General features: G+C 66.2%; 23 protein-coding genes, 1 tRNA gene and 1 pseudogene. 9 read left to right on the top strand and 16 right to left on the bottom strand.

All coding sequences use genetic code 11. The annotated features are described in order from the left end of the window. Nucleotides 1–116: 116 nt before the first annotated feature. Nucleotides 117–4,958: an NAD-glutamate dehydrogenase gene (locus WT26_RS26265; protein WP_069274264.1), complete on the top strand. Its 4,842-nt coding sequence runs from the start codon at nt 117–119 to the stop codon at nt 4,956–4,958. 230 nt (nt 4,959–5,188) lie between these two features. Continuing rightward, nucleotides 5,189–6,451 (top strand): multidrug effflux MFS transporter, encoded by a 1,263-nt coding sequence (locus WT26_RS26260; protein ID WP_069274263.1) that lies wholly within the window; start codon nt 5,189–5,191, stop codon nt 6,449–6,451. Nucleotides 6,452–6,544: 93 nt separating this feature from the next. Here WT26_RS26260 and WT26_RS26255 read toward each other — a convergent pair whose 3' ends face one another. From WT26_RS26255 to WT26_RS26215, 9 genes are all read right to left on the bottom strand, one after another. Then, entirely contained in the window at nt 6,545–7,591 is a 1,047-nt protein-coding gene (locus tag WT26_RS26255; RefSeq protein WP_069271148.1) for a GlxA family transcriptional regulator, read from the bottom strand. A gap of 37 nt (nt 7,592–7,628) precedes the next feature. Beyond that, complete coding sequence (locus WT26_RS26250; protein WP_060106780.1) at nt 7,629–8,642, bottom strand: LysR substrate-binding domain-containing protein; 1,014 nt, start codon at nt 8,640–8,642, stop codon at nt 7,629–7,631. Between the two features lie 128 nt (nt 8,643–8,770). Then, nucleotides 8,771–10,264: an aldehyde dehydrogenase gene (locus WT26_RS26245; protein WP_069274262.1), complete on the bottom strand. Its 1,494-nt coding sequence runs from the start codon at nt 10,262–10,264 to the stop codon at nt 8,771–8,773. A gap of 16 nt (nt 10,265–10,280) precedes the next feature. Then, nucleotides 10,281–11,612, bottom strand: coding sequence for an NAD(P)/FAD-dependent oxidoreductase (locus tag WT26_RS26240; protein WP_060167545.1), 1,332 nt, complete (start codon nt 11,610–11,612; stop codon nt 10,281–10,283). A gap of 14 nt (nt 11,613–11,626) precedes the next feature. Beyond that, on the bottom strand, nt 11,627–12,514 hold the full coding sequence (locus tag WT26_RS26235; RefSeq protein ID WP_059865441.1) for a dihydrodipicolinate synthase family protein: 888 nt from the start codon (nt 12,512–12,514) through the stop codon (nt 11,627–11,629). Nucleotides 12,515–12,649: 135 nt separating this feature from the next. Further along, nucleotides 12,650–13,945: a serine hydroxymethyltransferase gene (gene glyA, locus WT26_RS26230; protein ID WP_069271146.1), complete on the bottom strand. Its 1,296-nt coding sequence runs from the start codon at nt 13,943–13,945 to the stop codon at nt 12,650–12,652. Nucleotides 13,946–14,007: 62 nt separating this feature from the next. Beyond that, nucleotides 14,008–14,889, bottom strand: a complete 882-nt coding sequence (locus WT26_RS26225) for a glycine betaine ABC transporter substrate-binding protein (RefSeq protein WP_060146698.1) — start codon at nt 14,887–14,889, stop codon at nt 14,008–14,010. A gap of 63 nt (nt 14,890–14,952) precedes the next feature. After that, nucleotides 14,953–15,834: an ABC transporter permease gene (locus WT26_RS26220; RefSeq protein ID WP_069271145.1), complete on the bottom strand. Its 882-nt coding sequence runs from the start codon at nt 15,832–15,834 to the stop codon at nt 14,953–14,955. Continuing rightward, nucleotides 15,831–17,120: a quaternary amine ABC transporter ATP-binding protein gene (locus tag WT26_RS26215; protein WP_069271144.1), complete on the bottom strand. Its 1,290-nt coding sequence runs from the start codon at nt 17,118–17,120 to the stop codon at nt 15,831–15,833. The genes WT26_RS26220 and WT26_RS26215 overlap by 4 nt, the downstream gene beginning before the upstream one ends. 65 nt (nt 17,121–17,185) lie before the next feature. Between WT26_RS26215 and WT26_RS37620 the strand changes: the two genes are divergently transcribed. Then, a complete protein-coding gene (locus WT26_RS37620) occupies nt 17,186–17,503 on the top strand; it encodes a hypothetical protein (RefSeq protein ID WP_155123215.1) in 318 nt (105 codons plus the stop codon). Nucleotides 17,504–17,675: 172 nt separating this feature from the next. After that, a complete protein-coding gene (glyA, locus tag WT26_RS26210) occupies nt 17,676–18,914 on the top strand; it encodes a serine hydroxymethyltransferase (RefSeq protein WP_069275146.1) in 1,239 nt (412 codons plus the stop codon). A gap of 12 nt (nt 18,915–18,926) precedes the next feature. On the opposite strand, the gene WT26_RS26205 is transcribed toward glyA (WT26_RS26210), so the two are convergent. After that, the gene (locus WT26_RS26205; RefSeq protein WP_069274261.1) at nt 18,927–19,808 is read right to left on the bottom strand and encodes an arylamine N-acetyltransferase family protein; all 882 of its coding nucleotides are present in this window, start codon (nt 19,806–19,808) and stop codon (nt 18,927–18,929) included. Between the two features lie 106 nt (nt 19,809–19,914). Continuing rightward, the gene (locus WT26_RS26200; protein WP_069274260.1) at nt 19,915–20,601 is read right to left on the bottom strand and encodes a hypothetical protein; all 687 of its coding nucleotides are present in this window, start codon (nt 20,599–20,601) and stop codon (nt 19,915–19,917) included. Nucleotides 20,602–20,622: 21 nt separating this feature from the next. Here WT26_RS26200 and WT26_RS26195 point away from each other — a divergent pair, with 21 nt between their 5' ends. Continuing rightward, a complete protein-coding gene (locus tag WT26_RS26195) occupies nt 20,623–20,880 on the top strand; it encodes a hypothetical protein (protein WP_069274259.1) in 258 nt (85 codons plus the stop codon). Here WT26_RS26195 and WT26_RS26190 read toward each other — a convergent pair. Further along, entirely contained in the window at nt 20,823–22,307 is a 1,485-nt protein-coding gene (locus WT26_RS26190) for an amidase (protein WP_069274258.1), read from the bottom strand. The two genes, WT26_RS26195 and WT26_RS26190, sit on opposite strands and share 58 nt — an antisense overlap. Before the next feature lie 360 nt (nt 22,308–22,667). Here WT26_RS26190 and WT26_RS26185 point away from each other — a divergent pair, with 360 nt between their 5' ends. Next, a complete protein-coding gene (locus WT26_RS26185) occupies nt 22,668–23,102 on the top strand; it encodes a universal stress protein (protein ID WP_069274257.1) in 435 nt (144 codons plus the stop codon). A 17-nt stretch (nt 23,103–23,119) separates the two neighbouring features. Here the strand turns inward: WT26_RS26185 and WT26_RS26180 are convergent, their stop codons facing one another. Beyond that, on the bottom strand, nt 23,120–23,422 hold the full coding sequence (locus WT26_RS26180; protein ID WP_010089635.1) for an acylphosphatase: 303 nt from the start codon (nt 23,420–23,422) through the stop codon (nt 23,120–23,122). A 119-nt stretch (nt 23,423–23,541) separates the two neighbouring features. On the opposite strand from WT26_RS26180, the gene WT26_RS36470 reads away from it, so the two are divergent. The 3 genes from WT26_RS36470 to WT26_RS26170 all read left to right on the top strand — a co-directional run bounded on the left by WT26_RS36470 (nt 23,542) and on the right by WT26_RS26170 (nt 24,244). Further along, the gene (locus tag WT26_RS36470; RefSeq protein ID WP_042588151.1) at nt 23,542–23,706 is read left to right on the top strand and encodes an FmdB family zinc ribbon protein; all 165 of its coding nucleotides are present in this window, start codon (nt 23,542–23,544) and stop codon (nt 23,704–23,706) included. 66 nt (nt 23,707–23,772) lie between these two features. Then, nucleotides 23,773–24,060 carry a hypothetical protein gene (locus WT26_RS26175; protein ID WP_059590513.1) on the top strand — a complete coding sequence of 96 codons (288 nt, stop codon included), beginning with the start codon at nt 23,773–23,775 and terminating at the stop codon, nt 24,058–24,060. Nucleotides 24,061–24,159: 99 nt separating this feature from the next. Further along, nucleotides 24,160–24,244: transfer RNA gene (locus WT26_RS26170), tRNA-Leu, on the top strand. 87 nt (nt 24,245–24,331) lie between these two features. Here WT26_RS26170 and WT26_RS26165 read toward each other — a convergent pair. The 3 genes and pseudogenes from WT26_RS26165 to WT26_RS26160 form a co-directional block, all read right to left on the bottom strand. Continuing rightward, complete coding sequence (locus tag WT26_RS26165) at nt 24,332–24,757, bottom strand: lysozyme inhibitor LprI family protein (protein ID WP_069274256.1); 426 nt, start codon at nt 24,755–24,757, stop codon at nt 24,332–24,334. Beyond that, a pseudogene (locus WT26_RS38950) lies at nt 24,754–24,903 on the bottom strand (lysozyme); the annotation flags it as partial. The pseudogene WT26_RS38950 and the gene WT26_RS26165, both read right to left, overlap by 4 nt. Before the next feature lie 197 nt (nt 24,904–25,100). Continuing rightward, nucleotides 25,101–26,726: a tannase/feruloyl esterase family alpha/beta hydrolase gene (locus tag WT26_RS26160; RefSeq protein WP_230461742.1), complete on the bottom strand. Its 1,626-nt coding sequence runs from the start codon at nt 26,724–26,726 to the stop codon at nt 25,101–25,103. Nucleotides 26,727–26,854 lie beyond the last annotated feature (128 nt).

The following is a 26,854-nucleotide window of genomic DNA, read 5'->3' as shown; positions in this document are numbered from 1 at the left end:
GGCGCCGCCTTCCGTGTCTTCCCGACGATGTGCACCCGCACATGGCGTTGTCACGCATTCGGCGCATAATGGCCCACTGACGAAGCAGCCGATGGCCACCCGACGAGGAGACCGCCATGGAAGCGAAGAACGAGGAAGTCGTCGCACACCTGCTCTCGGACGTCGTCGAATTCGCGCGCGGGCGCCTGCCCGAAGCCACGTTCCGGATCGTCGAACCCTTCCTGCGTCATTACTACGATTTCGTCGATGCCGACGATCTGCAGAGCCGCAGCATCGCCGATCTCTACGGCGCCGCGATGGCGCACTGGCAGACCGCCCAGAAATTCGTGCCCGGCAGCGAACGGCTGCGCGTGTACAACCCGATCCTCGAACAGCACGGCTGGCATTCCGACCACACGGTCATCGAGATCGTCAACGACGACATGCCGTTCCTCGTCGATTCGGTGACGATGGCCGTCAACCGCCTCGGGCTCGCGCTGCATTCGGCACTGCACCCCGTGTTCCGCATCTGGCGCGGCGCCGATGGCGGCATCGAGCGCGTCGATGCGGGCGGCGCGACGCCCGGCGACGGCCAGTCGCAGCTCGCGTCGTTCATCCATTTCGAAGTCGATCGCTGCGGCGATGCCGCGCTGCTCAACACCTTGCGCAACGACATCGCGCGCGTGCTCGGCGACGTACGCGCATCGGTGGAAGACTGGCCGAAGATCGTCGACATCGCCCGCGCGACGATCAAGGAGATGAAGGCACGCGAATCGACCGCGGAAGACATCGAGGCGCGCGCGTTCCTCGAATGGATGGCCGCCGATCACTTCACGTTCCTCGGCCAGCGCGACTATGCGCTCGTGTCCGACGGCACGGGCTTCGGGCTGCGCGGCATCGAGGGCACCGGCTTCGGCATCCTGCGCGAATCGCTGCGCACGTCCGGCGCTCCCGACGTCACGCCGCTGCCGCAGGCCGCCGCCGACATCATCACCGGCTCCTGGCCGATCTTCCTGACCAAAGCGAATTCGCGCGCGACCGTGCACCGGCCCGGCTATCTCGACTACGTCGGCGTGAAACTCGTCGGCCCCGACGGCAAGGTCGCCGGCGAGCGCCGCTTCATCGGGCTCTATACGTCGACCGCCTACATGGTGTCGAGCGCCGAGATCCCGATCGTGCGCCGCAAGTGCGCGAACATCGTGCGGCGCGCGGGCTTTTTGCCGAAGGGGCATCTCGGCAAGTCGCTCGTGACGGTGCTCGAAACCTATCCGCGCGACGAACTGTTCCAGGCCGACGAAGACCAGCTCTACGACATCGCGCTCGGCATCCTGCGGCTGCAGGAACACCAGCGCACGCGCCTGTTCGTGCGGCGCGACCGCTTCGACCGCTTCGTGTCGTGCCTCGTGTTCGTGCCGCGCGACAAGTACAACACCGACCTGCGCCGGCGCATCGCGAAGCTGCTCGTCGATGCGTACAACGGCGTGAACGTCGAATTCACGCCGCTGCTGTCGGAATCGGCGATCGCGCGCATTCATTTCGTCGTGCATGCGGAACCGGGCACGATGCCCGACGTCGACACGCGCGAGCTCGAAACGCGGCTCGTGCAGGTCACGCGCCGCTGGCAGGACGATCTCGCCGACGCGCTGCTCGACGCCTTCGGCGAAGAGCAAGGCAACCGGCTGCTGCAGCGCTATGCCGATTCGTTCCCGGCCGGCTATCGCGACGACTATCCGGCGCGTACGGCCGTACGCGACATCGAGCTGATCGAGCGCGTGAAGGATTCGGGGCAGCTCGCGATGAACCTGTACCGGCCGATCGAGGCCGAGGCGCGCGCGTTCCGCTTCAAGGTCTATCGCGCGGGCGACCCGATCGCGCTTTCGCGCAGCCTGCCGATGCTCGAGCATCTCGGCGTGCGCGTCGATGAAGAGCGGCCGTACCGGATCCAGACGCAGGACGCCGCGCACGCGTGGGTACACGACTTCGGCCTCGAGCTCGCGGACGACACCGAGTTCGACATCGAGCGCGTGAAAGGCCTGTTCGAGGATGCGTTCGACCAGATCTGGAGCGGCCGGATCGAGAACGACGACTTCAACCGCCTCGTGCTGCGCGCCCACCTGAGCGCACGCGAAGTGACGATCCTGCGCGCGTATGCGAAGTACCTGCGGCAAGTCGGCTCGACCTTCAGCGATGCGTATATCGAGCGCGCGCTGACCGGCAACCCGGCGATCGCACGGCAGCTCGTCGAGCTGTTCCTGCTGCGCTTCGACCCGGCCACCGGCGACACGCGCGACGTGCAGGCCGAGCGGCTGCTGAAAGCGATCGAAGGCGCGCTCGACCAGGTGCCGAACCTCGACGAAGACCGCATCCTGCGGCAGTTCCTCGGCGTGATCAATGCGACCGAGCGCACGAACTACTTCCTCGTCGACGCGAACGGCGAATCGAAACCGTACCTGTCGTTCAAGTTCAATCCGGCGAAAGTGCCGGGCCTGCCCGAACCGAAGCCGATGTTCGAGATCTGGGTGTATTCGCCGCGTGTCGAGGGCGTGCACCTGCGCGGCGGGCGGGTCGCGCGCGGCGGCCTGCGCTGGTCCGATCGGCGCGAGGACTTCCGCACCGAAGTGCTCGGGCTGATGAAGGCGCAGATGGTGAAGAACGTCGTGATCGTGCCGGTCGGCTCGAAAGGCGGCTTCGTCGTGAAGAACCCGCCGCCGCCGAGCGATCGCGAAGCGTGGATGCGCGAAGGCATCGCGTGCTACCAGACCTTCCTGCGCGGCCTGCTCGACCTGACCGACAACCTGGCCGGCAACACGATCGTGCCGCCGCCCGACGTGGTGCGGCACGACCCCGACGATCCGTACCTCGTGGTCGCCGCCGACAAGGGCACGGCCACCTTCTCCGACTACGCGAACGCGATCTCGCACGAATACGGCTTCTGGCTCGACGACGCGTTCGCGTCCGGCGGCTCGGTCGGCTACGACCACAAGAAGATGGCGATCACCGCGCGCGGCGCGTGGGAATCGGTGAAGCGCCACTTCCGCGAGATGGGCATCGATACGCAGACGACCGACTTCACGGTGGTCGGCGTCGGCGACATGTCGGGCGACGTGTTCGGCAACGGGATGCTGCTGTCGCCGCATATCCGGCTCGTCGCCGCGTTCGATCACCGGCACGTGTTCCTCGACCCGAACCCCGATCCCGCGACGAGCTTCGCGGAACGCGCGCGCATGTTCGCGCTCGAACGCTCGAGCTGGGCCGACTACGATCCGGCCGCGATCTCGTCGGGCGGCGGCGTCTATCCGCGCACCGCGAAGACGATCCCGCTGTCGCCCGCCGTGCAGGCCGCGCTCGGCATCGACGCGCACGCGCTGCCGCCGGCCGAGCTGATCCGCGCGATCCTGCAGGCGCCGGTCGACCTGCTGTACAACGGCGGCATCGGCACCTACGTGAAGGCGGCGCGCGAAACCCACCTGCAGGTGGGCGACCGCGCGAACGACGCGGTGCGCGTGAACGGCGCGGACCTGCGCTGCAAGGTCGTCGGCGAAGGCGGCAACCTCGGCTGCACGCAGTTCGGCCGGATCGAGTTCGCGCAGCGCGGCGGCCGCATCAACACCGACGCGATCGACAACTCGGCCGGCGTCGATTGTTCGGATCACGAAGTCAACATCAAGATCCTGCTCGGGCTCGTCGTGTCCGACGGCGAGATGACCGAGAAGCAGCGCAACGCCCTGCTCGCGGAGATGACCGACGAAGTCGGGCTGCTCGTGCTGCGCGACAACTACTACCAGACGCAGGCGCTGTCGATCGCCGGTCGTTATGCGGTCGAGCTGCTCGATGCCGAGGCGCGCCTGATGCGCTGGCTCGAACGCGCGGGCCGCCTGAACCGCGTGATCGAGTTCCTGCCGACCGACGACGAAGTCGCCGAACGGCAAGCCGCGAAGCTCGGCCTCACGTCGCCGGAACGCGCGGTGCTGCTCGCGTACAGCAAGATGTGGCTGTACGACGCGCTGCTCGAATCCGACGTGCCCGAGGATCCGCTGGTTGCCGCGATGCTCGTCGACTACTTCCCGAAGCCGCTGCAGCAGCGCTTCAGCGAACCGATGCGCCGCCATCCGCTGCGCCGCGAGATTCTCGCGACGCATCTGACCAACGCGCTCGTGAACCGCGTCGGCTGCGCGTTCGTGCACCGGCTGATGGAGGAAACCGACGCGAAGCCCGGCGACATCGTGCGGGCGTGCATCATGGCGCGCGACGTGTTCGACCTCGATGCGGTGTGGCGCGACATCGATGCGCTCGACAACCGCGTCGCCGACGACGTGCAGGCGCGCATGTTCGTCGACGTCGCACGGCTGCTGGAGCGCGCGGCACTGTGGTTCCTGCGGCATCTGCAATCCGGCGCGGTGGCCGACGGCGGCGTCGCCGAGCTGATCGCGCGCTGCCGCGACGCGGCCGAGCGGCTTGCGCCGCAACTGCCGTCGCTGTTGCCCGCCGACGATCTCGACGCGCTGTCCGGGCGGCAGCGCGTGCTGGTGGAAGCCGGCGTCGACAGCGCGCTCGCGGTGCGCGTCGCGAGCGGCGACATCTCGGCCGCGCTGCTCGACATCGCCGAAGTGGCCGCGACCAGCAACCGCAGCCTCGAACTCGTCGCGGGCGTGTATTTCTCGCTCGGCACGCTGCTCAATTACAGCTGGATCGGCGAGCGCGCGGCGACGCTGCCGACCCCGACGCACTGGGACATGCTGGCGCGCGCGGCCGCGCTCGCGGAAGTCGCGCGCCTGAAGCGCACGCTCGCGACGAGCGCGCTCGGCGAAGCCGCCGAAACGGCAACGCCGGAGACGATCGTCGGCGCGTGGCGCGCGCGCCGCGAAGCCGCGCTCGCGCGCTACGAGCACCTGCTCGCCGACCTGCGCGCAACGGGCGGCGCAAGCCTCGCGGTGCTGCTCGTGGTCGTGCGGGAAATGGCCGTGCTCGAGCGGGCGTGAACGAAGCGGGCAGGCCCGGACTTTGTGCCGCGCGGTCCACGCTCGGAGGCTTGTCGTCGAGGCGAACCGGCACAATGCCGGCGGCGCTCAACCTTGCCCGCGCCATGGGAATCCCGTCGATCTGCGCGGCAGCAGGCACAATACGGGGCATTAGTGCCGCCGACGCACCAGCGTTCGACATCCGAACCGCGTGACGGCGCGCTGCCGGAATCCGCTCCTTCCCTGCCGTCATGCCCCACTCAAGCCTCGACCGCGCCGCCGCGCCCGCGCGCGCAACGAATTCACCGCGTTTCCTGTTGTTCCTGATCTGCCTGTTCGCGTCCGCCGGCCAGCTCGCGATCGACATCTACGTACCCGCGCTGCCCGACATGGCCCGTTCGTTCGCGACCACGCCGCAGGCGATCCAGTCGAGCGTGTCCGGCTACATGGCCGCCTACGCGCTCGGCCAGCTCATCTTCGGGCCGGTCGCCGACGCATACGGGCGCAAGCGCGTGCTGGCATTCGGGCTCGTGATCTACACGATCGGCTGCCTGCTGTCGCTCGGCGCGCAGAACCTGGAGACGTTCGTGCTGGCGCGCTGCCTGCAGGGCCTCGGGATCGCGACCACCAACCTGCTCGCGAAGGCGATCATCACCGATTCGTTCTCCGGCCAGGCGCTGATGCACGCGTTCACGTACATGTCGATTGCGTGGGGGCTCGCGCCGATCGTCGCGCCTGTGATCGGCGCGCACCTGCAGGAATGGTTCGGCTGGCGCGCGTGCCTCGTGTTCCTGCTGGTGTACTCGCTGGTGATGTGGGCGCTGCTGTGGCGATATCGCGAAACCTTGCCGAAGCCGGTGCATCTCGAGCCGCGCACGCTGATGACGAACGCGGGCAAGGTGCTGGCGAGCCCGGTGTTCCAGAGCTGCTTCCTCGCACAGGGGCTGTGCTACAGCATCCTGCTCGTGTTCAACATCGTCGGGCCGTTCATGGTGCAGACCACGCTGCACAAGCCGCCGACCTTCTTCGGCTATCTCGCGCTCGGCATCGGGCTGATGTATTTCCTCGGCGGGCTGTCGAACCGCATTCACGGGCGCGGGCTGCCGAGCGCCGAGCAGCGGCTGCGTATCGGCGCGCGCGTGATGGCGGGGGCGTCGGTCGCGATGCTGGTGCTGGCGCTGACCGTCGGGCTGCGCGTGTGGACGCTCGCGACGCCGGTGCTCGTGATGGGCTTCTGCGCGGGCGCGATGTACCCGACGCTGATGGCCAAGGGCAATTCGCTGTTTCCGCACATCGCCGGCCTGACCAGCGCGATCCTCGGATGCGCGCTGCTGCTCGTGTCGTCCGCGATGATGGGGCTGGCCGGTTTCGTGTCGATCCATGTGCTGACGCCGCTCGCGGTGTTCTTCGTGATCCTCGCGCTCACGGTGGTCGCGATGGTCACGAAGCTGCTGCGTCATCTCGCGCAGATGCAGCCCGCAGCGGTCGTGCGCGGCGGCGGCGAGGTGGCTTAGGCGCGCGACCCGGCACGGTCACCGACGGGATGATCCGGCGGTATCCTTTGGGCGGCGTCGACGCAGGCTTCATGTTTCAGACGAACGCAAGCTCTACGATGCGGGCTCGACGGCAAGCGCCGCTTCCGGCGCGTGCGGCGGTCGCGCCGCGCGATACGCGTTCGGCGACTCGCCGAATTCCCTCCTGAACTCGCGACCGAGATGCGACGCATCCGAAAACCCGCAGGACGTCGCGATATCGGCCACCGTGCGATCGGAACTGGTCAGCAGCCACGACGCCATCCGGATTCGAATCTGTCTCGCGTACGCACGCGGCGATTGCCCCGTTTCCGTCGCAAAAAGACGTTCGAGCTGCCGCACCGACACGTCGAGCCGTCCGGCGAGCTCGGGCTGGCTCAACGGCTGGCCGACGTGCTGTTCCATCAACAGGATGGCGCGCCTGACTTTCGGATGGGTCGCAGGCGCGAGCCCCGGAGGATGCGGCTGCGGCGCATGCCCTTTTTGCGCATCGTCCACCAGCAGGATGCGGAGCGCCTTCCGGACGATCGTGGCTTCCACGTGCCGCAGCAGGATGGCGGCCGCCACGTCGATCGACGCGCGCCCGCCGGAGCAGGTGATGCGCCGCCGGTCCACGACGAACAGCCGGTCGGCGACGAGGTTGCGCTCGTCGATGTTCGGGAAGCGCTCGACGAAATCCCAGTAATGAAACCAGCTTACGCAGATGCGATAGCCGTCCATCACGCCGGCCCGCGCGAGCGCAAAGGCGCCCGTGCAGATGCCCACGAGCGTGGCCGACGTGTTGCCCATCGCGCGAATGAACGCCAATGTCGCGTCGCTCGCCGAGGGCCCCGAGTGCAGGAGCCCGCCCACGATCACGACGTAATCGAATGCCTGCGCATCGTCGAACGTCGTCCACGGCGTGATCTGGATGCCGCAGCTGGCGCGCACCGGAACGAGGCTTTCTCCGACGATGGTCCACGCGCATCGAACCGGCCTGCTCAGGTCGCCCTCATCGCTCGCGAGCCTGAGCAGGTCGACGAAGCCGGAGAAGGCCGTCAACGTGAAATTGGGCAGCAGCACGATGCCGAAGCGGAGAGGTCGTGAAGCCGCGGCCCGGGTGGCGATCGGGTGGCTAACCATGTGATTGCCTGCGTCGATGATCCGGCTTCATTGCTCGCTATCGGGCGACTTCGGGGGCGACTTCGACGCCGGCGTCGAGCCAGTCGCGCATCATCGCGCCGACTTCCTCGTCGAGCCAGTCGCGAAACTGCTGATACTCCGCGCGCAGCCGTGCGTTCTTGTGGGTGATCAGATAGTGATGGCGGTCGCGGAACACGAGCGCATCCGGCACCGGCCGCAGCAGGCGCCCCTGCTCGACCTGCCGATGCACGAGGTGGTGCCAGCCCAGCAGCGTGCCCTCGCCAGCTTCGGCCTGTGCGACGAGCAGCCGGTAGTCGTTGCTCTCCAGATGCTTGTTCTCGACGATCGTGTCGGTGCCGTCGCCCTGCTGAAACCAGTTGCGCCACACGCGCCAGTCCACGTGCTCGCAAACCTGCGCACGCCCCAGCAACGAGAGGTTCAGCGTCGGGTGCGCCAGCAGGTCCAGCGGCTTCAGCGTCCTCCCGCGAAAATGCCGCTCGTGAAACGACGGACTGCAAACCGGGTAGACGATGTCATGGAACAGCGGCTCGACCTCGAACTCCGGTTCGCGCGGCGGATTCTTGGTGATGATGACGTCGGGCTCCACGAGCTCGTCCAGCTCCATGAAATGCTCCGTCACCATCACGTGCAGGCGGATCTCCGGAAATCGCTCGCGGAACGCCGGGAGCCGGGACGACAGCCACAGCGCGGAAAACGTATGCGACACGCAGAGCGTCAGCGCGTGCTTGTCCGTGCGACGCACGGCCTCCGCCGCCTCGGCGATGTTCATGATCGACAGATACGATGCGTTGTAGAGGATGCGCCCGGCATCGGTCAGCGCGATATGCCGGCCGGTGCGCTCGAACAGCGCGACGTCGAGGGAATCCTCGAGCTCCTTGATTTGTCTGCTGATTGCCGCCTGGGTCACGCACAGCACTTCGGCGGCCTGAGTGAAGCTCTCGTAGCGCGCCGCCGTCACGAAGCACCTCAGCGCCCGGAGCGACGGCATCTGCGCGAGGAGTCGGTCTGTAAATAGCTGCTTCTTCGACATGGCTGTCACTCTCAAAACGGATACTCGCAACGCAGGCCGGAACGCTGTCCGTCGACACGTTCCGGCGCTGCCGGGAAACATCCCGCTATCGTGCCACGAGCCGCACCTGGGCGCATGCGCTGCCGCCGTCAATCGAGCTTCAGCCAGGTGGTCTTCAACTCGCAATACTGGTCGTGCGCATAGACGGACTTGTCGCGCCCGCCAAATCCCGACTGCTTGAAACCGCCGAACGGCGTGGCAAGATCCCCCTCGCCGAAGCAGTTCACCGTCACGGTGCCGGCGCGAATGCGGGCCGCGATCTTGTGCGCGCTGTTGACGTTATCCGTCCACAGCGACGCGGCAAGCCCGTAGCACGTGTCGTTGGCGATGCGAACGGCGTCCTCGACGTCCTCGTATTCGATGAAGCAGACGACCGGCCCGAACACCTCGTCGCGCGCGATGCGCATGTCGGGCGTCACCTGGTCGAAGATCGTGGGCTCGACGAACCACCCGCCGGTCTCCGCGAGCGTCGCGCGTCCGCCGCATACGACGTGCGCGCCTTCCGCCTTTGCCTGCTCGATGTGGGCGAGCACTTTTTCGAAGTGCTTCTGCTCGATCAGCGCGCCGAGCTTCACGTCCGGGTCGAGCGGGTCGCCCGTCTTCCAGCCGGCGAGCACCGCCAGGACTTTTTCCAGCAGTTCCGCCTTCCGGTGCGAAGGAACCAGGATCCGCGATCCGGCGCTGCAGTTCTCCCCCATGTTCCAGAACGCGGCCGCCACCGCCTGTTCGGCCACCGCATCGAGATTCGCGACATCGGGAAGCATGACCTGCGGATTCTTGCCGCCGCACTCGAGCACCACGCGCTTCAGGTTCGTGTCGGCCGAATAGTGCAGGAAGCGCTTGCCGGTGGCGGTCGAACCGGTGAACGCGACAAGGTCGACGTCGGGATGGCGCCCCAGCGCCTGCCCCGCGACGTCGCCGAAGCCCGTGACGACGTTCAGCACGCCCGCGGGCACGCCGGCCTCGACGGCGAGATCGGCGATGCGCAAGGTCGACAGCGACGTCTGCTCGGCCGGCTTCACGATCACGCTGTTGCCGACGGACAGCGCCGGGCCGATCTTCCACGCCAGCATCAGCGCCGGGAAATTCCACGGCACCACCGCGCCGACGACGCCGATCGGTTCGCGGGTAATCATGCTGACGACGCCCGATCCCGACGGCGACAGCGCGTCGTAGCGCTTGTCGGTCACTTCGGCGTGCCAGCGGATGCAGGCCGCCGACTCGGGAATATCGAGCCCGAGACACTCGCTGATCGGCTTGCCCGCTTCCAGCGCTTCGAGAAGCGCCAGTTCGTCCGCGTGCGCGTCGATCAGCTGCGCCAGCCGAAGCAGCACCGCTTTCCGATGAGCGGGAGCCGCCTTCGACCAGACGCCGGATTCGAACGCGTCCCGGGCAGCCGCGACCGCGCGGTTCACGTCCTTTTCATCGCATCGGGCCACGTCGGCCAGCACCTTGCCCGATGCCGGGTTGAGGGTGCGGAAAGTCTCGTTCGATGCGGCCGCGCACCGCTGCCCGGCGATGAACGCTCTACCGTCGAGCGACAATGCTTGCGCCTTTTGCTGCCATTCCTGACGAGTCGTCATGTCCTGTCCTTACGATTCAAAGCTCGGCCCCAGCCGAGAATTCCTTCGCCCAGATCGCGGCCGAAACCGCCACGTCGACAATCGGCCGGACCGGCAGCGAACGCGGGTGCGGCTGGTTCAGCCGTTGCCGCACGAGTTCGCTCGACTGGCCCAGCGCGTACTCGGCGATGAGCTTGCCGGACGAGGATCCCCGGCTCAGGCCGAGGCCGTTGCATCCGACCGCTTCGAAGACGCCGTCGTCCCGGCGCCCGAACAGCGCGCCGTTATTCGCGGACAGGCACAGCGGTCCGCCCCACGTGTATTCGAGTTCAACCCCTTTCAGCATCGGAAATCGCCGCTCGAACGAGCGCTGATGCAGGCTCTTCGCCTTCGCCAGATCGGCCGGCGACACCTCCAGCCCCGGGCGGAACGCGAAATGGTTGCGCACGCAGATGCGGTCCGTCGCCAGACGACGCACGGTCGTGCCCATCGGGTCCGCGGGGATCAGCGACCACGATCGTGTGCCGCCCAGTCGCCTGACTTCGTCCGCGTTCATCACGCGAGTCATCGACGCGAACGTATAAACGGGCAACAGACCGTTCGGATGCATTCCGAACGTCGCCGCGTAAGCGTTCGTGCAAAGCACCACCTGCTTCGCGACGAGCTTGCCGCGCGCGAAATGCAGCACCTTTGTGTCGCCGCGATGCTCGATTTCCGTCACGGCGCTCAATTCGAACACCCGCACGTTTTCCGGCAGCGCCGCCGCGAGGCCACGCATCAGCGCGGCCGGCTGTACCGTGCTGCAGCCCGGCGTGAACAGCGCGCCGCGATAGAAATCGGTGCCGGTCACCGCGCGGATCGCCGCACCGTCGAGCCATTCGAATGCTTCGCCGATCCTGGCCAAGCCGTCCGCGAAATGTTCGAGCGCCGTCTCCCCCTTGCGGTTGACCGACGCATGAAACTTGCCGTCGTCCCGCCAATCGCAATCGATGCCGTGCCGGCGCACGATCTCGCGCACGTAGTCGATCCCGTGGCGCTGGAACCGCACGTCGGCCTGGTCCTCCTCGACGCTGCGCGAATAGCTTTCGCTGCTGATGTCGTGCGGCAAATCGACGAAGAATCCGGAATTCCGTCCGGCCGTCGTGCGTCCGATGCGATCCGCGTCGACGAGTGCAATCGACGCGTCGGGCGCAAGCTCGGCCAGCCGCCGGGCGGCGCACAGTCCGGTAATGCCGCCGCCTACGACGACCCAGTCGTAGCGGCGCTCGGACGACACCGTTTCGGCGGGCATGGGCGGCGGCAGGCTTTCCCACCAGCCGTTGACGCCGTCAGGCGCGGGAAACCGCGCGAATTCCAGGTTCGAGGCCATGGTGCGTGACTGAGTTACTGAGCGTGGCGAAACAGCGGCTTCACGAGCTCGGCAAACGCGCGGCGCTCGTCGTCCGACAGCGTGCCGAGCGGCGCGCGCGCCGCGCCGACCGGCATCCCCGCCAGCTCACAGCCGCATCGCACGTATTGAATGAACTTGCCGCTGCGCTCGAGCAGCTCGAGCACCGGTAGAAGCTGCGCCATCAGTTTTCGCCCCGTTTCGAAATCGCCGTGCTTCACGCATGCGTCGTAAAGCGCGGTATGCGCTTCGGGCAGGAAATTCGACGCGCCCGCCACCCAGCTTTTCGCGCCCCATACGAAGAACTCGAGCGCCTGGTCGTCCATCCCGCAACTGAGCACCAGCTTGTCGCGGAAATGCGTGGCGAGATGGTGCAGATGGCCGATGTCCCCCGTGCTTTCCTTCATCGCGACGAAGTTGGGCCGCTCGAGCACCGCGGCGAGCACGCCGTCGCCGATTGCCGTTCCCGTGCGAGCCGGGAAGTTGTACAGCATGATCGGCATGTCGAGTGCGTCGTCGACCTTCAGAAGATGGGCCAGCAGTTCGTCCTGGGTCGGCTGCGCGTAATACGGCGCGGCGACCAGCAATGCCGACAGCCCCGCACGCTTGGCCTCCTGGCCCAGGCGGATCACTTCGTTCGTGGTGGTCGCGTTGATGCCGGCTGTCAGGAACGTCCTGCCCCCTGCCGCTTCTGCAACGGTATTGAACGTCCGGACCCGCTCGTCGAAACTCAGCGCATAGTATTCGCCCGTGGTGCCGCCGATGCCGAGACCGGACACGCGGCCCGCGAGGTCGGCCGCGTGGCGGCCGAGCAATTCGTGATCGATCTCGCCGTCCGCCTGAAAAGGTGTGACCAGCGGGGTATGCACGCCCTCGAAGCTCATTTCGATTCCTCTCTTCAATAAGTGCGTCAGCGCCTCTGTTCGCCCGCCATGCCATGTGCGGCGTGGGACGGGACGAGAAGGACCGACAGTTCGACTGACAAATTGGACACCTAAAAATCTTCTCGGCACTCTGACTTAAGCATATGCCTCCCCGTGCGCATGGATCGGAAACTGGCCGCACAGGTCGCGCACGCGGCTTCGCACCGCCCGCTCGACTTTCTCGTCGCCGTTCGGCTCGCGCTCGACTGACGAAAGGACTTCGAGAATCATCTCGCCGATCTGCTCGAACTGCGCGGTGCCGAACCCGCGCGTCGTGCCGGCCGGCGTCCCGAGCCGGATGCCGGACGTGACGGCCGTGTTTTCCGTGTCGAACGGATTGCCGTTCTTGCTGCACGTGATGCCCGCGCGCTCCAGCGCCTTTTCCGCCAGCGTGCCGGTGACGTGCGTCGCGCGCAGATCGACCTGCAGCAGGTGGTTGTCGGTGCCGCCCGTCACCAGGCTGAGCCCGCCGTCCTTCAGCACGTTGGCGAGCGTCTGCGCGTTGCGCAGCACCTGATCGATATAGGCGGTGAATTCCGGGCGAAGCGCTTCGCCGAAGGCAACGGCCTTGCCCGCGATCACGTGCATCAGCGGCCCGCCCTGCAGGCCGGGAAACACCGCCGCGTCGACTTTCTTCGCCATGTCGCCGCGGTTCGTGAGAATGAAGCCGCCTCGAGGCCCGCGCAGCGTCTTGTGCGTGGTGGACGTCACGACGTCCGCCACCCCGACCGGATTCGGATGCCTGCCGGCCGCGACGATTCCCGCGATGTGCGCCATGTCGACCATCAGCAGCGCACCGACGCTGTCGGCGATGTCGCGGAACGCCGCAAAATCGAGCGCGCGCGGATACGCGGAACAGCCCGCGATGATGAGCTTCGGGCGATGCCGCCCGGCCAGCCGGCGCACCTGGTCGTAATCGATGCGCCGCGTCTCCTCGCTCACGCCGTACTGCACGGCGTTGAACCATTTCCCCGAAAGCGCCGCATGCTCGCCGTGCGTCGGATGCCCGCCCGCGTCGACGGACATCTCCATCACGGTGTCGCCTGGATTGACCAGCGCGAACATGACGGCGCCGTTCGCCTGCGCCCCCGAATGCGGCTGCACATTCACGTATTCCGCTTCGAACAGCGCCCGCGCGCGATCGATCGCAAGCGCCTCGATCCGGTCGACGTGATCGCAGCCGCCGTCATGGCGCCTCGACGGATATCCCTCCGCGTACTTGTTGGCCAGCACGGTGCCTTGTGCTTCCATGACCGCGGCCGACGCGATGTTTTCGGACGCGATCAGTTCGATCTGGGTTTGCTGGCGACGCAATTCCAGTGCGATCTCCGATGCGATGACGGGGTCGCGGCTCTGCAGCGTTTCGGAAAAAAAGCGTGCGTTCTCGTTCACGGGGTCACTCCGCCGGGCGGGTCGTCATGTCGGGCATGTCCTGCAACACTGCCGATGCCGTGTTACTGCTGCAGCCAGGCGTTCACCTTGTCCGGATGCGCATCGACGAACTTCTTCGCCGCGGTTGCATAGTCGTTCGTGCTGTTTCCTTCGAACTCGATCGCCTCGACGTCGGCGAGCGTCAGCTTGAAGTGCTTGAAGAACACGTCGGCACGCGGAAACTTGCCGGCGAACTGTTTCGACGCGAACGCGTGTACCTGCTCTTCACCGCCGAGTGCGCCCTTCGGGTCCTTGAGGTAGCGCATCTGCCACTTCTGGAACAGCCAGTGCGGGCTCCAGACCGTCGCCACGATCCACTGCTTCGACTGATAGGCGCGCGACACCCCTGCCAGCATGCCGGCCTCGCTCGAAGCCTGGAGGTTGTATCCGTCCAGGTTGTAGGCCTTGATGGTCTTTTCGGACGCCTGCATCAGGCCGCCGCCCGGCTCGATGCCCTGCACGGTTCCATTCAGCTTGCTCTTGACTTCCGGCTTGCCGAGGTCGGAAATCGATGCAAGCTCGGATTCGGGAACATACTTCGGCACCGCCCAGCCGTTCTTGCCTCCCGTATAGATGACGCCGACGTCATCCATGTCGCTCTTGTACTTCGCGTAGTAGGTCGCGTGGGTCACCGGCAGCCAGCCGCCCACCATGATGTCCAGGTCGCCGCGCGCCACGCCCTGATACTGGATGCCGATATCGGCCTGCACGAACTGGACGGGCTGCTTGAGCTTCGTCTCCAGCACGTACTTGGCCACGTTGGCGACTGCCAGCACATCCGCCCAATTCGTCACCGCCACCTTGATCGGCTCGGCCGCCGCGGCCGGCCCGCTGCCGACGCCGAACGCAACGACCGCCGACACCATCAGTTTCGCAACAAGCGACTGGAATGCATTGCTTTTCATCTAGTACTCCTTCGTAATCAACCGATTCACCGAGAATGCTCGCGACCTCACCAGCAGGATCGATCAGGTTCGCACCGCGCCGCCTGCGCTCGACTTCTTCGCCCGCGCGGCCAGCCTGGACTTTTTCGCCTTCACGCCGAAGCTCTCCGTCAGACGGTCCAGCACGATGGCGAGCAACACGACGCCGAGGCCGCCTTCGAACCCGATCCCGATATCGAGGCGCTGGATGCCGCTCAGCACATACTCGCCCAGGCCGCCGGCGCCGATCATCGATGCGACCACCACCATCGACAGCGCCATCATGATCGTCTGGTTCACGCCCGCCATGATCGACGGCAACGCGTTCGGTAACTGGATCTTCCACAGCAGTTGCCAATCGGTGCTGCCGAACGAGCGCCCGGCTTCCATCAGTTCCTCGCGCACCTGCCGGATCCCCAGCGTCGTCAGGCGCACGACGGGCGGCATCGCGAACACGATCGTGGCAATCACGGCCGGCACCCGGCCCAGCCCGAACAGAATGACGGCCGGAATCAGGTAGACGAACGCGGGCATCGTCTGCATGAAGTCGAGCAGCGACCGCAGCACCACGCCGACCCGGTTGTTCCGCGCGCCCCAGATGCCCAGCGGCACGCCGATCACCAGGCTGAAGACCGTCGCGGCCGTGACGAGCGCCAGCGTGGAGACGGTCTGCGTCCACAATCCCATGTAATGGATGACGAGCAGCGCCAGACCGACGAAGACCGAAAACACGACGCCGCGACGCCACAATGCGAGCCCAACCAGGATGACGACCATCGCGGTGAACGGAATCGCCGCGAGCCCGTCTTCGAGCTGCTTCACCACCGTGCCCAGCCCCGCCGAGAACGCATCGAACCCGCCGCGAAAATGTTGAAACAGGAAGTTGACGACGCTCTCCGCGAACTTCCCGATGACCGACGCGTTCATGCCGCCCTCCGTTCCATCATCTGTTTGAGTATTGCCCGGCACGACACCACGCCGGCGAACCGGTCGGCCGCATCGGTGACGGGCACATCGTGCTGCTGGTTCAGCGCGATGGCCGCCAGCTCATGCAGGTCCGTTTCCATCGACACCCTGTCGACGTTATGAAGGAAGGCCTCCCGGATCGGACGGCTCCCGCATTTGTGCAGCGTCGCCGCCGTGACGCAGCCCAGATACCGGCCGGCTTCGTCGCACACGTAGCCGCATTCCGCGCCGCTATCGATGAGCTGGTTGAGATAGCGCTCGGACGGCGCGCCGGCATCGCACGAAATCAGCCCGCGCTCGACCCTGGTCAGCAGGCTCGACGCCTTGAGGAAGCGCGAAACGTCGACGTTGCGGAAGAAGTCCCGCACGTACTCGTCCGCGGGCGACTGGATGAGTTCGGCTGGCGTGCCGACCTGAATCAGGCAACCGTCTTTCATGATGCCGATCCGGCCGCCGATCTTGACGGCCTCTTCGATGTCGTGGGAGATGAAGACGATCGTCCGCTGCTCTTCCTTTTGCAGGCGCAGCAGTTCGTTCTGCATCTCGAAGCGAATCAGCGGGTCCAGCGCCGAAAAGGCTTCGTCCATCAGCAGCACCGACGGGTTCACGGCCAGCGCGCGGGCCAGGCCCACCCGCTGCTGCATGCCGCCGGACAGCTCGCTCGGCAGCAGCTTCTCGTACGACCCCAGGCCGACCCGCGTCAACGCGGCGCGCGCGATGTCGTAGCGCTGCGCCCTCTTCACGCCGGCCACCTCGAGACCGTACGCGATGTTGTCCAGCACGGTTCGGTTCGGCAGCAGTGCGAACGACTGGAACACCATCGCCATCTTCTGCCGGCGAACGTCGCGCAGCTCCGGCGTCGACATCGGCGCGATGTCGCGGCCTTCGAGGATGACCTGCCCGGACGACGGTTCGATCAGCCGATTGAGCAGACGAACCAGCGTCGATTTCCCCGAGCCCGACAACCCCATGATGACGAAGATTTCGCCCGCCCTGACGCTCAGGCTCACGTCGTTGACCGCGACCATGTTGCCGGTCTCGGCAAAGATCTCGTTGCGCCCGAGCCCCTGCTTCATCAGCTCGATCGCGCGCTCGGGTTTCGGGCCGAAGATCTTCGACAGGTTCCGGACCGTCAGAATGTCGGTTCCGGACACGGCAACGGGCCGGGCCGACGACGGCGCGGCGTCCGTGTCGATTGCGCGTTGCGGCAATACGTTGCCCGGCGCATAGGTCAGATTCGGGGTCATTCGGTCATCCCAACTGGCTGTTCAGGAAATTGAAGCGCGCGGCTTCCGCGGTATCGGAGGTTTTCGTGGAAGCTTGCGTCGAAATCAGGCCATGCCGGCCGCAAGATCGCACGAATCACCGGCTATCGCTCGATGATTGGAATATTCGAGCTGATATTCGTCTCCGTCAGGTGGTTAATGCATTGATTGCAGCGTATCAAGCCAAATTGCGGCATCCAGCTACATTTTCTGCGTCCTTTCCCATACCTTTGGTAATGCATGCGATGCGCGCGGCGATTGCCCCGGCATCAACCGTCATGGCGGCCGACGCGCAAAGCCAATGCCGGCGCGGCGCTGCGGCGAAAGACGCGCCGACGCGCGGCCGCCTGCGACGCGAGCGGTGATATCGGCCGGAAGGCGCGCTTTAGGGGAAAGTCCCGAGGAAGCCGCGCATTTCAATGCGGCCGGACGCGCAACGTCCCACTGATTTGTCGCAATCGTTCTAGCGGAAGCGTCGCCGGTCTTTTCAAATAATGGCGTCTCGCGATCTCTCTTCACTCGTCATTGGAAAACGACATGTTCAATCGAGCCGCCAGTACCGTCGAAAACATCGATCCCGAAGTCTTTGCAGCGATCGAGCAGGAAAACCGCCGCCAGGAAGATCACATCGAGCTGATCGCGTCGGAAAACTACACGAGCCCGGCCGTGATGGCCGCACAGGGCTCGCAGCTCACGAACAAGTACGCCGAAGGGTATCCGGGCAAGCGCTACTACGGCGGCTGCGAATACGTCGACATCGTCGAGCAGCTCGCGATAGACCGCGTGAAGGAACTGTTCGGCGCCGAAGCCGCGAACGTCCAGCCGAACTCGGGCTCGCAGGCGAACCAGGGCGTGTTCTTCGCGATGCTCAAGCCGGGCGACACGATCATGGGCATGAGCCTCGCGCACGGCGGCCACCTGACGCACGGCTCGCCCGTGAACATGTCGGGCAAGTGGTTCAACGTCGTCAGCTACGGCCTGAACGAAAGCGAAGACATCGACTACGAAGCAGCGGAGAAGCTGGCGCAGGAACACAAGCCGAAGCTGATCGTCGCGGGCGCGTCGGCGTTCTCGCTGAAGATCGATTTCGAGCGTCTGGCGAAGATCGCGAAGTCGGTCGGTGCGTACCTGATGGTCGACATGGCGCACTACGCCGGCCTGATCGCGGCAGGCGTGTACCCGAACCCGGTGCCGCACGCGGATTTCGTCACGACCACGACCCACAAGAGCCTGCGCGGCGGCGTGATCCTGATGAAGGCCGAGTACGAGAAGCAGATCAACTCGGCGATCTTCCCGGGCATCCAGGGTGGCCCGCTGATGCACGTGATCGCGGGCAAGGCGGTGGCGTTCAAGGAAGCACTGTCGCCGGAGTTCAAGGAATATCAGCAGAAGGTCGTCGAGAACGCACGCGTGCTGGCTGAAACGCTGGTCAAGCGCGGCTTGCGGATCGTGTCGGGTCGCACGGAAAGCCACGTGATGCTGGTGGATCTGCGCGCGAAGCACATCACGGGCAAGGCAGCGGAAGCGGCGCTGGGCGCGGCGCACATCACGGTCAACAAGAACGCGATCCCGAACGATCCGGAAAAGCCGTTCGTGACGAGCGGCATCCGTCTCGGCTCGCCGGCGATGACGACGCGCGGCTTCGGCACGGCCGAAGCGGAGCTGGTCGGCAACCTGATCGCCGACGTGCTGGACAACCCGGAAGATGCAGCGACGATCGAACGCGTGCGCGCGCAGGTCGCCGAGCTGACCCGGCGCTTCCCGGTCTATCGCTGATGCGGGATTGAATCAGCGCTCGACAGCCCGCCCGTTCGTCACCGGACCGCGCGCGCCCGGCGACGCCGCGCTGCGCGCCGCCGCGTGCGCGAACAGCGCATCGAGATCGAATCCCGTCGTATCGATACCGATCGTGTCGCGCAGGCACGCCCCCCATGCGGCCGCATCGTCGAAGGTAGCGGTCGCCGTCACCGCCCCGGTCGCGTCGCGCTGCGTGAACACCGCGTTGAGCATCGACACGCGCCCTTCGGGCAGCACGCGGCACGCGATCAGGTTGTGCAGGAAGATCGATTCGGGATACGTCGACGTGAACCAGTTCGCTGCGTCGTAATCGATCCACTCGACCCGCTTCGGCTGGAAACGGTAGGTCGTCTGCCAGCCATCGGGCGTCTCGATCTGCATGTCGAATTCCCCGTCGACCGGCGCGGCGACGACGCGGAACGCGCCGTGCGGCGTCAATTGCCGCTCGTCCGGCACGAACCGGAGCGGCGCGGTCAGCGTGGCGCTGCCGAAGCCGACGTCCGCGAACCAAGCGGTATCGTCGAGATCGATGCGCAGCAGCATGTGCGTATGCGCGGTGGCGACTTCCGGCGGCTGCATCCAGCGCACGCGCGCGATCATCGGCGTCACGCGAAAGCCGATCGTCGTGAGCGCGGTGTAGAACAGCTTGTTGAGTTCGAAGCAGTAGCCGCCGCGGCGATGCCCGAGCACCTTGTCGACGATCGCAGGCAGGTCGAGCGCGACGCGCGCGCCGGTCAGCGGATTGAGGTTTTCGAACGGAATCGCCTGCGGGTGCAGCAGGTGCAGCCGGCGCAGCACGTCGAGCGTCGGCTCGACCGGGCCGTCGTAGCCGATGCGGGAGAAATAGCGCGAGAGGTCGAACGAGTCAGTCATGAGCCGGCACCGTGAGCGAGGACGCCACACGATAGCACCGGCTGAAATCCCCATGCAGCGCAAGGTCATCGTAAGCGACGACCCTGCACCCGGGCGGGCGACGGCGTTACGGCAGCAGCTTCAGCGCGGACGACGCGACCGACGGTACCGAAATGCCCTGGCTCGTCGCGAACTGCACGGCCTGGCTGAGCGTCGCCGCGAGCGACTGCAGCTGGCCCGGCGCACTTTGCGCGATATACGACGCAGCCTGCATGTTCTGCGGATTCAGGCCCGACTGCAACAGCGACGCCGCGCTCGTCGAGCCGAGATTGCCGAGCCCCGACTGCAGCTGCGAATACTGCGTGAGCCCCTGGCCGAGCGACGCGAGGCCGTTGCTGAACGCCTGCTTGTCGATCGGCCCGTGCGTCGCGCCACCGCTCGCGAACGCCTGGCCGAGCGCCTGCGACACCGATTGCTGCGCGCCGCCCATCTGCGACAGCGCGGCCGGCGTCAGCGCATCGCCGCCGGCCAGCTGGCTCGCCGCCTGCTGTGCCTGCCCGGCCGCGCCGGTCAGGCCCATCGCCGACGCGAGCGAAGACTGGCCGGTCAGCACCTGCCGGTTCGCGCCGACGTACGCCTGCAGCAGTTGCCCGAGCGCGCCCTGCGCGGGCGCCGCCTGCTGCTGCCCGCCGCCGAGCAGCGACGCGCCGAGCGACTGCAGGTCGAGCTGCGCGTACGCGGCGCCGCTCAGCAGCGCGCCGCAAACGGCGCCTGCCCACGCCAGACGCTTGCCCGTCGCGCGAATCCTGTTCATGTCCTGTTCTCCCGTGCCGGAATGATCGAGGCCGATATTGTCGAAGCGCGCCGCGCGCCGCTGCAACGACTGAAACACATCGAAACGAAATCGCCGGTGACGAGCGTGCGCATTCGCGCGCATCCGCTGCGCGACATCACGGCTGCTGCGGCATTCGTTCCTTTTGCGCAGCAATATCCGGCCGGTCGGCGGCGGGGCCTGCCCTTGCGCCCGATCGCCGCCTACGCGGCCATCCAGCCCGGCTGCCGCCGGCCGACCCAGTCGGCCGCCTGCTCGTAGCCGCGCGCGAGTTGCAACACGGCGAGATCGGCACGGGGACGCCCGATCAGTTGCATTCCCATCGGCAGCCCCGCGTCGTTGAAGCCGACCGGCACGCTGATCACCGGGCAGCCGGCCAGCGTCCACGGCACGACCGTTTCCATCCAGCGGTGGTAGGTGTCCATCGCACGGCCCGCGATCTCCGTCGGCCAGCGCTGGTCGACGTCGAACGGGAACACCTGCGCGGTCGGCGCCGCGATGAAGTCGTAGCGGTCGAAGAAGCTCAGCACGGCCTGATGCCACGCGGTGCGCTCGACGCTCGCCTCGAAGATCACCTGCGCCGGCAGCGCGAGCAAGCCCTCGACCTCGTAGATCGCCTCCGGCTTCAGCAGCGCGCGCCGCGCCGGGTCGCGATAGTGCGCCAGCAGCCCGCCGCCGGACAACCAGTGCCGGTGCGCAAGCCAAAGGCGCCAGATCCGGTCGGGCGCGAACGCCGGCAGTGCCGCATCGACGTCGCAGCCGATCTCGCGCAGCGTCGCCAGCCCCTGTTCGCACAGCGCAAGCACGCCGGCCTCGGTCGCGAGATAACCGTTCCAGTCGCCGACCCACGCGATGCGTTTGCCGCGCAGGTCGGCGTCGAGCGGCTGCGCGAACACGGCCGGATCCTCCGCGAGCGACAGCGGATCGTTGCGGTCGTAGCCGGCCTGGATCGCGAGCAGCTGCGCGACGTCGCCGACCGTTCGGCCCATCGGCCCCTCGATGCCGAGCTGCTGCACGAACACGTCGACGCCCGGCCAGCGCGGCACGCGGCCCTGCGACGGACGGAAGCCGTAGATGTTGCAGAACGCGGCCGGATTGCGCAGCGAGCCGCCGAAATCGCTGCCGTCCGCCACCGGCAGCATCCGCGACGCGAGCGCCGCCGCCGTGCCGCCGCTGCTGCCGCCCGCGCTCTTCGTCAGGTCGTACGGATTGCGCGTCGCGCCGTAGATTTCGTTGAACGTGTGCGAGCCGAGCCCGAATTCTGGCGTGTTGGTCTTGCCGATGAAGATCGCGCCGGCCGCACGCATCCGCGCGACGCCCACGGAATCGGCCTGCGGCACGTTTTCGCGGAAGATCGGCGAGCCGTAGGTCGTCCGCAGCCCCTTCGTCATCGCCAGGTCCTTCGGCGCCTGCGGCATCCCGTGCATCCAGCCGTGGTACTCGCCGCGCGCCAGTGCGGCATCCTTTTCCGCGGCTTCGGCGAGCAGCGTGTCGCGATCGCGCAGCGCGACGATCGCGTTGACCGCGCCGTTCACGCGCTCGACGTGATCGAGATACGCGCGCATCGTCTCGACGCACGACACGGCCTTGCCGCGGATCGCCGACGCGAGTTCGCCCGCCGACAGGCGCACGATCGGGTCGACGGGGATGGAAGCGGGAGCGAGAAGCTGCGGGGCGCCGTGCGGCATGCGGAGTCTCCTGGAAAACGGACACGGATGGCGGGCGGCGCGGACGGCCGCCGCGCGAAGCCCGCGCGGGGCCGGATGCGTCGCGCCGCCGCCGACGCTCTACTCTACGCAACGCCGCGCCGGCGAGTTCCGATATTTTCCGTGCGGATTCATTGCGATTTCGACTGAATCGCCGCGGCACGGGCGCCGGGGCCGGTGAAATCGTTTATGCGCATAAACTTAAATTTCTTATATTTCTAATTAGCAGAACACGGTCGCCGGGCGTGTTAACGACATTTTTACGCGGCCGCCCGTTCTCTTTAGATCGCTCCGGCCGGCCGCGCGCTACGCTGCAAGCATCTCATTCGTCGGACGTCACTCATGCTCAAGCTGCTGGTTCCGGTCGGCCACTCTCCCCGCTCGCTTCAGGCGGTTCGCCACGCGACCTTCCTGTATCGCGAACGGTGCGCGTCGGAAATCGTACTGATCAACGTTCAGGCGCCGCTCGAGTCGACGCGGCTCGAGGCCTACCATCCGCTGTCGCGGCTGCGCGAGATCGAACAGCATTTCTCGGAAGGCGAGCTGGCGAAGGCCGAGCGGATCCTGAAGGATGCCGGCGTCGCATATCGGGTCGTGATGAAGGTCGGGCCGGTGGCCGATACGATCGCGGCCGTGGCCGCCGAGCACGGCTGCGATGAAATCGTGGTCGTCGCGCCGCGGCACGATCCGTTGCATGCGCTGATGTCGGTGTTCCGCCGCAGCGTGCTCGACCGGCTCGTGCGGATTTCGAATATTCCGGTGACGGCGGTTCAGTAGGCGGGGGATTCGTCCCCTCACAGCGTAGGCAGCCGGTCGAAGCCTTCGAGGCGCGCAACCGGCGGTCTCACCTCGGTTACGTCGATTCCGTCGACGAGCGCGGCGGGCATCCCCTCGCTCATCCATGCGCACATCTCGTCGAGCTGCTTCGGCGAGCCTTGCAGCATCGCCTCCACCGATCCGTCCATGCGATTCCTCACCCAGCCGGTCACGCCGATCCCCGTCGCATGCCGCACGCACGCTTCGCGGTAGCCGATCCCCTGCACCACGCCGCGCACGCGCACCAGCCGGGTTTCGAGCCCAAGGTCGTCAGGTTCCATGCGTGGTCCTCCCGGTCGAGCCCCGCACTCGAATCCATGCGGGTTCATTGCAATATCGAGTTGGCATTTCTACGAACCATACTAGTGGTTGCACGCCGTTCCGCTACCGGAGGATTGCCATGCCGACGTACCAATATCGTTGCGAAAAGTGCGGCAAAACGTTCGAGAGCGTCGAGCATCTCGCCGACCATCAAACGGCTCATCCGCGCTGCCCCGATTGTGGAAGCGAACAGATTCAGCATGTGCCTACGACATTCGTTCCGAAGACGTCGAGAAAGAGCTGATCGCGCGATGAACGTCGATCTGCCACCGACGGAAGCGCTGGCCGTCGCATCAACCCGAGGCTGGACATGGGCCAAACGAAACTGACTGCTCACCTGCCGTCCGTCGACGTCGAGATCACGCGGCACGAATTCCCGGAACGGAACGCGGAAGCCATGACCATCCACATCACCGCGACGCCGTCGTTCGACGCCGCGGCGCAATGGCTGCTGCAGACGGGCCTGTTTCCGCTCGCACCGTCGTTTGCGCTGTGGGCCGACTTCATGCAGCGCTGGCAGCATGCGTGGTATCCCGCGTGGCAGCCGTGGCTGTCGATCGATTCCCCGCCGGCGCGATCGCTCGAGGAGCCGGAATGACTTTCCGCGCCACGACGCAACCGCCGTTGGCGCTCAGTCAGCTTCCCGACACAAAGTATTCACAAAAGATCATTTACCCGTTACAATCCGTCCCCTCTTGCTCAGGTGGCGGAATTGGTAGACGCACTATCTTGAGGGGGTAGCGCCGAGAGGCGTGCGGGTTCGAGTCCCGCCCTGAGCACCAGATACGATTCCGGCAAGTTCCGGAAACATGCAAAAACCCGCGACAGCTCAAGGCTTCGCGGGTTTTTTCATTCCGTGAGGTTCCGGGTTAGTCGATAGCCTTGCGATCCGGCGAAGAGAGCCGCTTGGTCATCTTCTTCGTCGACGCCGTCGCGCAGATCGCCTGCGCCGCCGGCCGCATCGAGCCGTCGCCCCACTCCCTGCGGGACGACTTCTCGCAGGACGCGTCGCGCGCCTTCTTCCATTTCGCGATCTTCGCCTCGAGCGCGGCCTTGCGCTCCGGGTGCTCGCTGACCTGCTGATCGACCACCTGCTGCAGTTCGCGCTCGGCGACGATCTGATCGCGCCAAGCGCAGAAATTCATGCTCGTCTGGTTCGAGTCGCAGTCGGCAAGCAGCGCGCTGACCTCGCTCGCCGGCAACCCGCTGCGTGCCGAAATCTCATCGGCCGGCGTCTGCTCGGCGAATGCGGTGGCGGATGCCAGCAAGAGCAGCAAAAAAGCGAGCTTTGTCATTGTGCACCCGGCTGACGGCGGAACGGAGCGGTTTCAAGGCGCCGCCGATTCACGAGTCCGTTCGAACGAACGGGCGCCAGACGCCGGCCGTTCGCATCGCGCGGATGGGCGTAGACACGCTGGTTCATGTGGGACACGACGGCTGCGCGTGCCGGTGCACTTTATCATCAGATGGTTCAGGCGCCCCGTATTGTCCGCATTTGCGTTCACGATCCATTTGACCAATACGCCGTCACGAGCTTCGATGCAGATCGAGGAGGCGGTCACCCCGGCATCCGCCACGCCTGCCGGCCGCGCGCCGCGGCGCCTCTTCGCTCTGGTGTTCTCCATCGAGCGAACGCACTCAGCGGTTGGCCACGCCCGCCGATTCGGCATCGGCTTCGACGCAACTGAAACTGCTGGCGAGCTGACGGCTGCCCGAGCCCTTGTAGCGCGCCTGCAGCGGATAGGCACACACCGCGCGCTCGAACTTCACGCCGTCGTTCGGATTGTCGTTCGCGTACTTTGTCGAGATGAAACGATCCGGCGCCTTGCCGCGCTCGACCCAATCCTGCAACGCGCTGACGACGTCGCGATCGGGGCTGTATTCCGTGGGCGGCGATGATCCGCCCAACGTCGTCGGCCCCGGTCCGTGACCGCAATGCCCCATGCCCGGCACCATGAGCAATCGAAACGATCGCCGCGCGCCCTCCACGCCGCCCGCCCTTTCGGCGACCTTGTTGAAATACTCGATCGGCCGGGTCGGCGCATTGATCGCATCCGCCCATCCCTGAGTCATGATCAGCTTGCCGCCGCGCGCCGCGAAACGTGAAATGTCCGGATTGGTGGCATTGACGATCGGCGAAAGGTGCCGATCGACGCGCGTGGCGTCCGCACCGAAATCGAATGTGGTCCAATCCCAGCGCGCATCGCCAAAGACCGAACTGGCGAGCAGCGGCTGCGCATAATAGGCGGCAAGCTGATGCTGGATGGCGGCCCACCCCCGCTCGCTGCCTCGCGCGAAACCCGGGTAAATCAGCTCGCCCGTCAGCGCGTTATGGACCGGCGAATACAAGCGCTTCGCCTGCTGCACCTGCGCGGCGCTCAGGCAATTCGCCTGGCTGTCGCCGCCCTTGCATTGCAGCTCGGCGGGATCGAAGCGGCATTGCGCCGGATCGTCGAGAAATCCGTCCGCGAGCGCATGCGCGCCGCCGCAGTGCTGCAACACCGCGCGATTGAGCAACGCGAGCGCGTCCGTCGTCAACAGCGCGTCGGGCTGCCGCGCGGGAAGCATCGCGCCCCAAAGAAAGCTCTGCATCAACTGGCTGTAGTACACGCCGGGCGATCTGGCATCCACGCCGTCATAATCATCCGGGAAATCTTCAACCTCCCGCATCGCCTCGACGCCGCCGCAGCCGCTGAAGTACGAATACTTCGCGCTCCGGCCGTAGTACGCCTGAATGATTTCCTTCGCGGCAACGGTCATCGGATGGACCGACAGATGGGCCCAGTCGCGCAGCGCTTCCGGGTCTGCCGCCCAGTCAAGGAGTTTGCCGGGTTCGCCCGAGCCGCTCCCTTTGTAGCCGGTATCGCCATTGACCGCGGCGAACCCGCGCGTGGCGGCCGACGTCAGTTCGCTGTAGTCGATGAAACCGCCGAACCCGCTCTTGCCGGTACCGAGCAGACGATCGTTCCAGTCCAGCGGCAACCAGACCTCGATGCCAAGCTTGCGCTTGGGCGCCGTGCTGACCGTCGCCACGACGCGGCAAACCGGCGCACTGGTCACCGCGACGGTGCCGTCGACATTCTCGAAACGGCTCTGGGCCGGCACGATCTGCGCAAGTTCGACTCGCGTGTCCTTGATATGCGCCTGCTGAAGCCGGCTGCATTGCTCGATTTGCTGCGCATCGTCGTCGGTGCCGGCACGCGCCGAAGCGCCATACCCTGCCAGGCCGGTGACGATCCCCGTCCATAGCAGTGCGGCCCGCATCAAATGGCGACCCGCGTTACTTTTTCCGCAACTTCCGCGCATATCGTCTACCCTCGTTTTTTCTACGGACACCCACATGGGCTATCGCCGGCCTCGTCGCATCGCGACTCCGCCGGATTGGATGCGAC

The organism is Burkholderia cepacia (assembly GCF_001718835.1).
Taxonomy (GTDB): Bacteria; Pseudomonadota; Gammaproteobacteria; order Burkholderiales; family Burkholderiaceae; genus Burkholderia; species Burkholderia cepacia_F.
The sequence above is the reverse complement of the archived record's forward strand: the minus strand, read 5'-3'. Positions and strand labels throughout refer to the sequence as shown.

Excerpts from the sequence above, each read along its gene's own strand:
- WT26_RS26240 (WP_060167545.1), bottom strand. The coding sequence starts at position 11,612 with ATGGCCTCGAACCTGGAATTCGCGCGGTTTCCCGCGCCTGACGGCGTC.
- WT26_RS26180 (WP_010089635.1), bottom strand. The coding sequence starts at position 23,422 with ATGGAACCTGACGACCTTGGGCTCGAAACCCGGCTGGTGCGCGTGCGC.
- WT26_RS26200 (WP_069274260.1), bottom strand. The coding sequence starts at position 20,601 with ATGAACAGGATTCGCGCGACGGGCAAGCGTCTGGCGTGGGCAGGCGCC.
- WT26_RS26250 (WP_060106780.1), bottom strand. The coding sequence starts at position 8,642 with ATGTCGAAGAAGCAGCTATTTACAGACCGACTCCTCGCGCAGATGCCG.
- WT26_RS26260 (WP_069274263.1), top strand. The coding sequence starts at position 5,189 with ATGCCCCACTCAAGCCTCGACCGCGCCGCCGCGCCCGCGCGCGCAACG.
- WT26_RS26160 (WP_230461742.1), bottom strand. The coding sequence starts at position 26,726 with ATGCGGGCCGCACTGCTATGGACGGGGATCGTCACCGGCCTGGCAGGG.
- glyA (WP_069275146.1), top strand. The coding sequence starts at position 17,676 with ATGTTCAATCGAGCCGCCAGTACCGTCGAAAACATCGATCCCGAAGTC.
- WT26_RS26215 (WP_069271144.1), bottom strand. The coding sequence starts at position 17,120 with ATGACCCCGAATCTGACCTATGCGCCGGGCAACGTATTGCCGCAACGC.
- WT26_RS26265 (WP_069274264.1), top strand. The coding sequence starts at position 117 with ATGGAAGCGAAGAACGAGGAAGTCGTCGCACACCTGCTCTCGGACGTC.
- WT26_RS36470 (WP_042588151.1), top strand. The coding sequence starts at position 23,542 with ATGCCGACGTACCAATATCGTTGCGAAAAGTGCGGCAAAACGTTCGAG.
- WT26_RS26205 (WP_069274261.1), bottom strand. The coding sequence starts at position 19,808 with ATGACTGACTCGTTCGACCTCTCGCGCTATTTCTCCCGCATCGGCTAC.
- WT26_RS26195 (WP_069274259.1), top strand. The coding sequence starts at position 20,623 with ATGATCGAGGCCGATATTGTCGAAGCGCGCCGCGCGCCGCTGCAACGA.
- WT26_RS26255 (WP_069271148.1), bottom strand. The coding sequence starts at position 7,591 with ATGGTTAGCCACCCGATCGCCACCCGGGCCGCGGCTTCACGACCTCTC.
- WT26_RS26190 (WP_069274258.1), bottom strand. The coding sequence starts at position 22,307 with ATGCCGCACGGCGCCCCGCAGCTTCTCGCTCCCGCTTCCATCCCCGTC.
- WT26_RS26245 (WP_069274262.1), bottom strand. The coding sequence starts at position 10,264 with ATGACGACTCGTCAGGAATGGCAGCAAAAGGCGCAAGCATTGTCGCTC.
- WT26_RS26225 (WP_060146698.1), bottom strand. The coding sequence starts at position 14,889 with ATGAAAAGCAATGCATTCCAGTCGCTTGTTGCGAAACTGATGGTGTCG.
- WT26_RS26175 (WP_059590513.1), top strand. The coding sequence starts at position 23,773 with ATGGGCCAAACGAAACTGACTGCTCACCTGCCGTCCGTCGACGTCGAG.
- WT26_RS26165 (WP_069274256.1), bottom strand. The coding sequence starts at position 24,757 with ATGACAAAGCTCGCTTTTTTGCTGCTCTTGCTGGCATCCGCCACCGCA.
- WT26_RS26185 (WP_069274257.1), top strand. The coding sequence starts at position 22,668 with ATGCTCAAGCTGCTGGTTCCGGTCGGCCACTCTCCCCGCTCGCTTCAG.
- WT26_RS26220 (WP_069271145.1), bottom strand. The coding sequence starts at position 15,834 with ATGAACGCGTCGGTCATCGGGAAGTTCGCGGAGAGCGTCGTCAACTTC.
- WT26_RS26235 (WP_059865441.1), bottom strand. The coding sequence starts at position 12,514 with ATGAGCTTCGAGGGCGTGCATACCCCGCTGGTCACACCTTTTCAGGCG.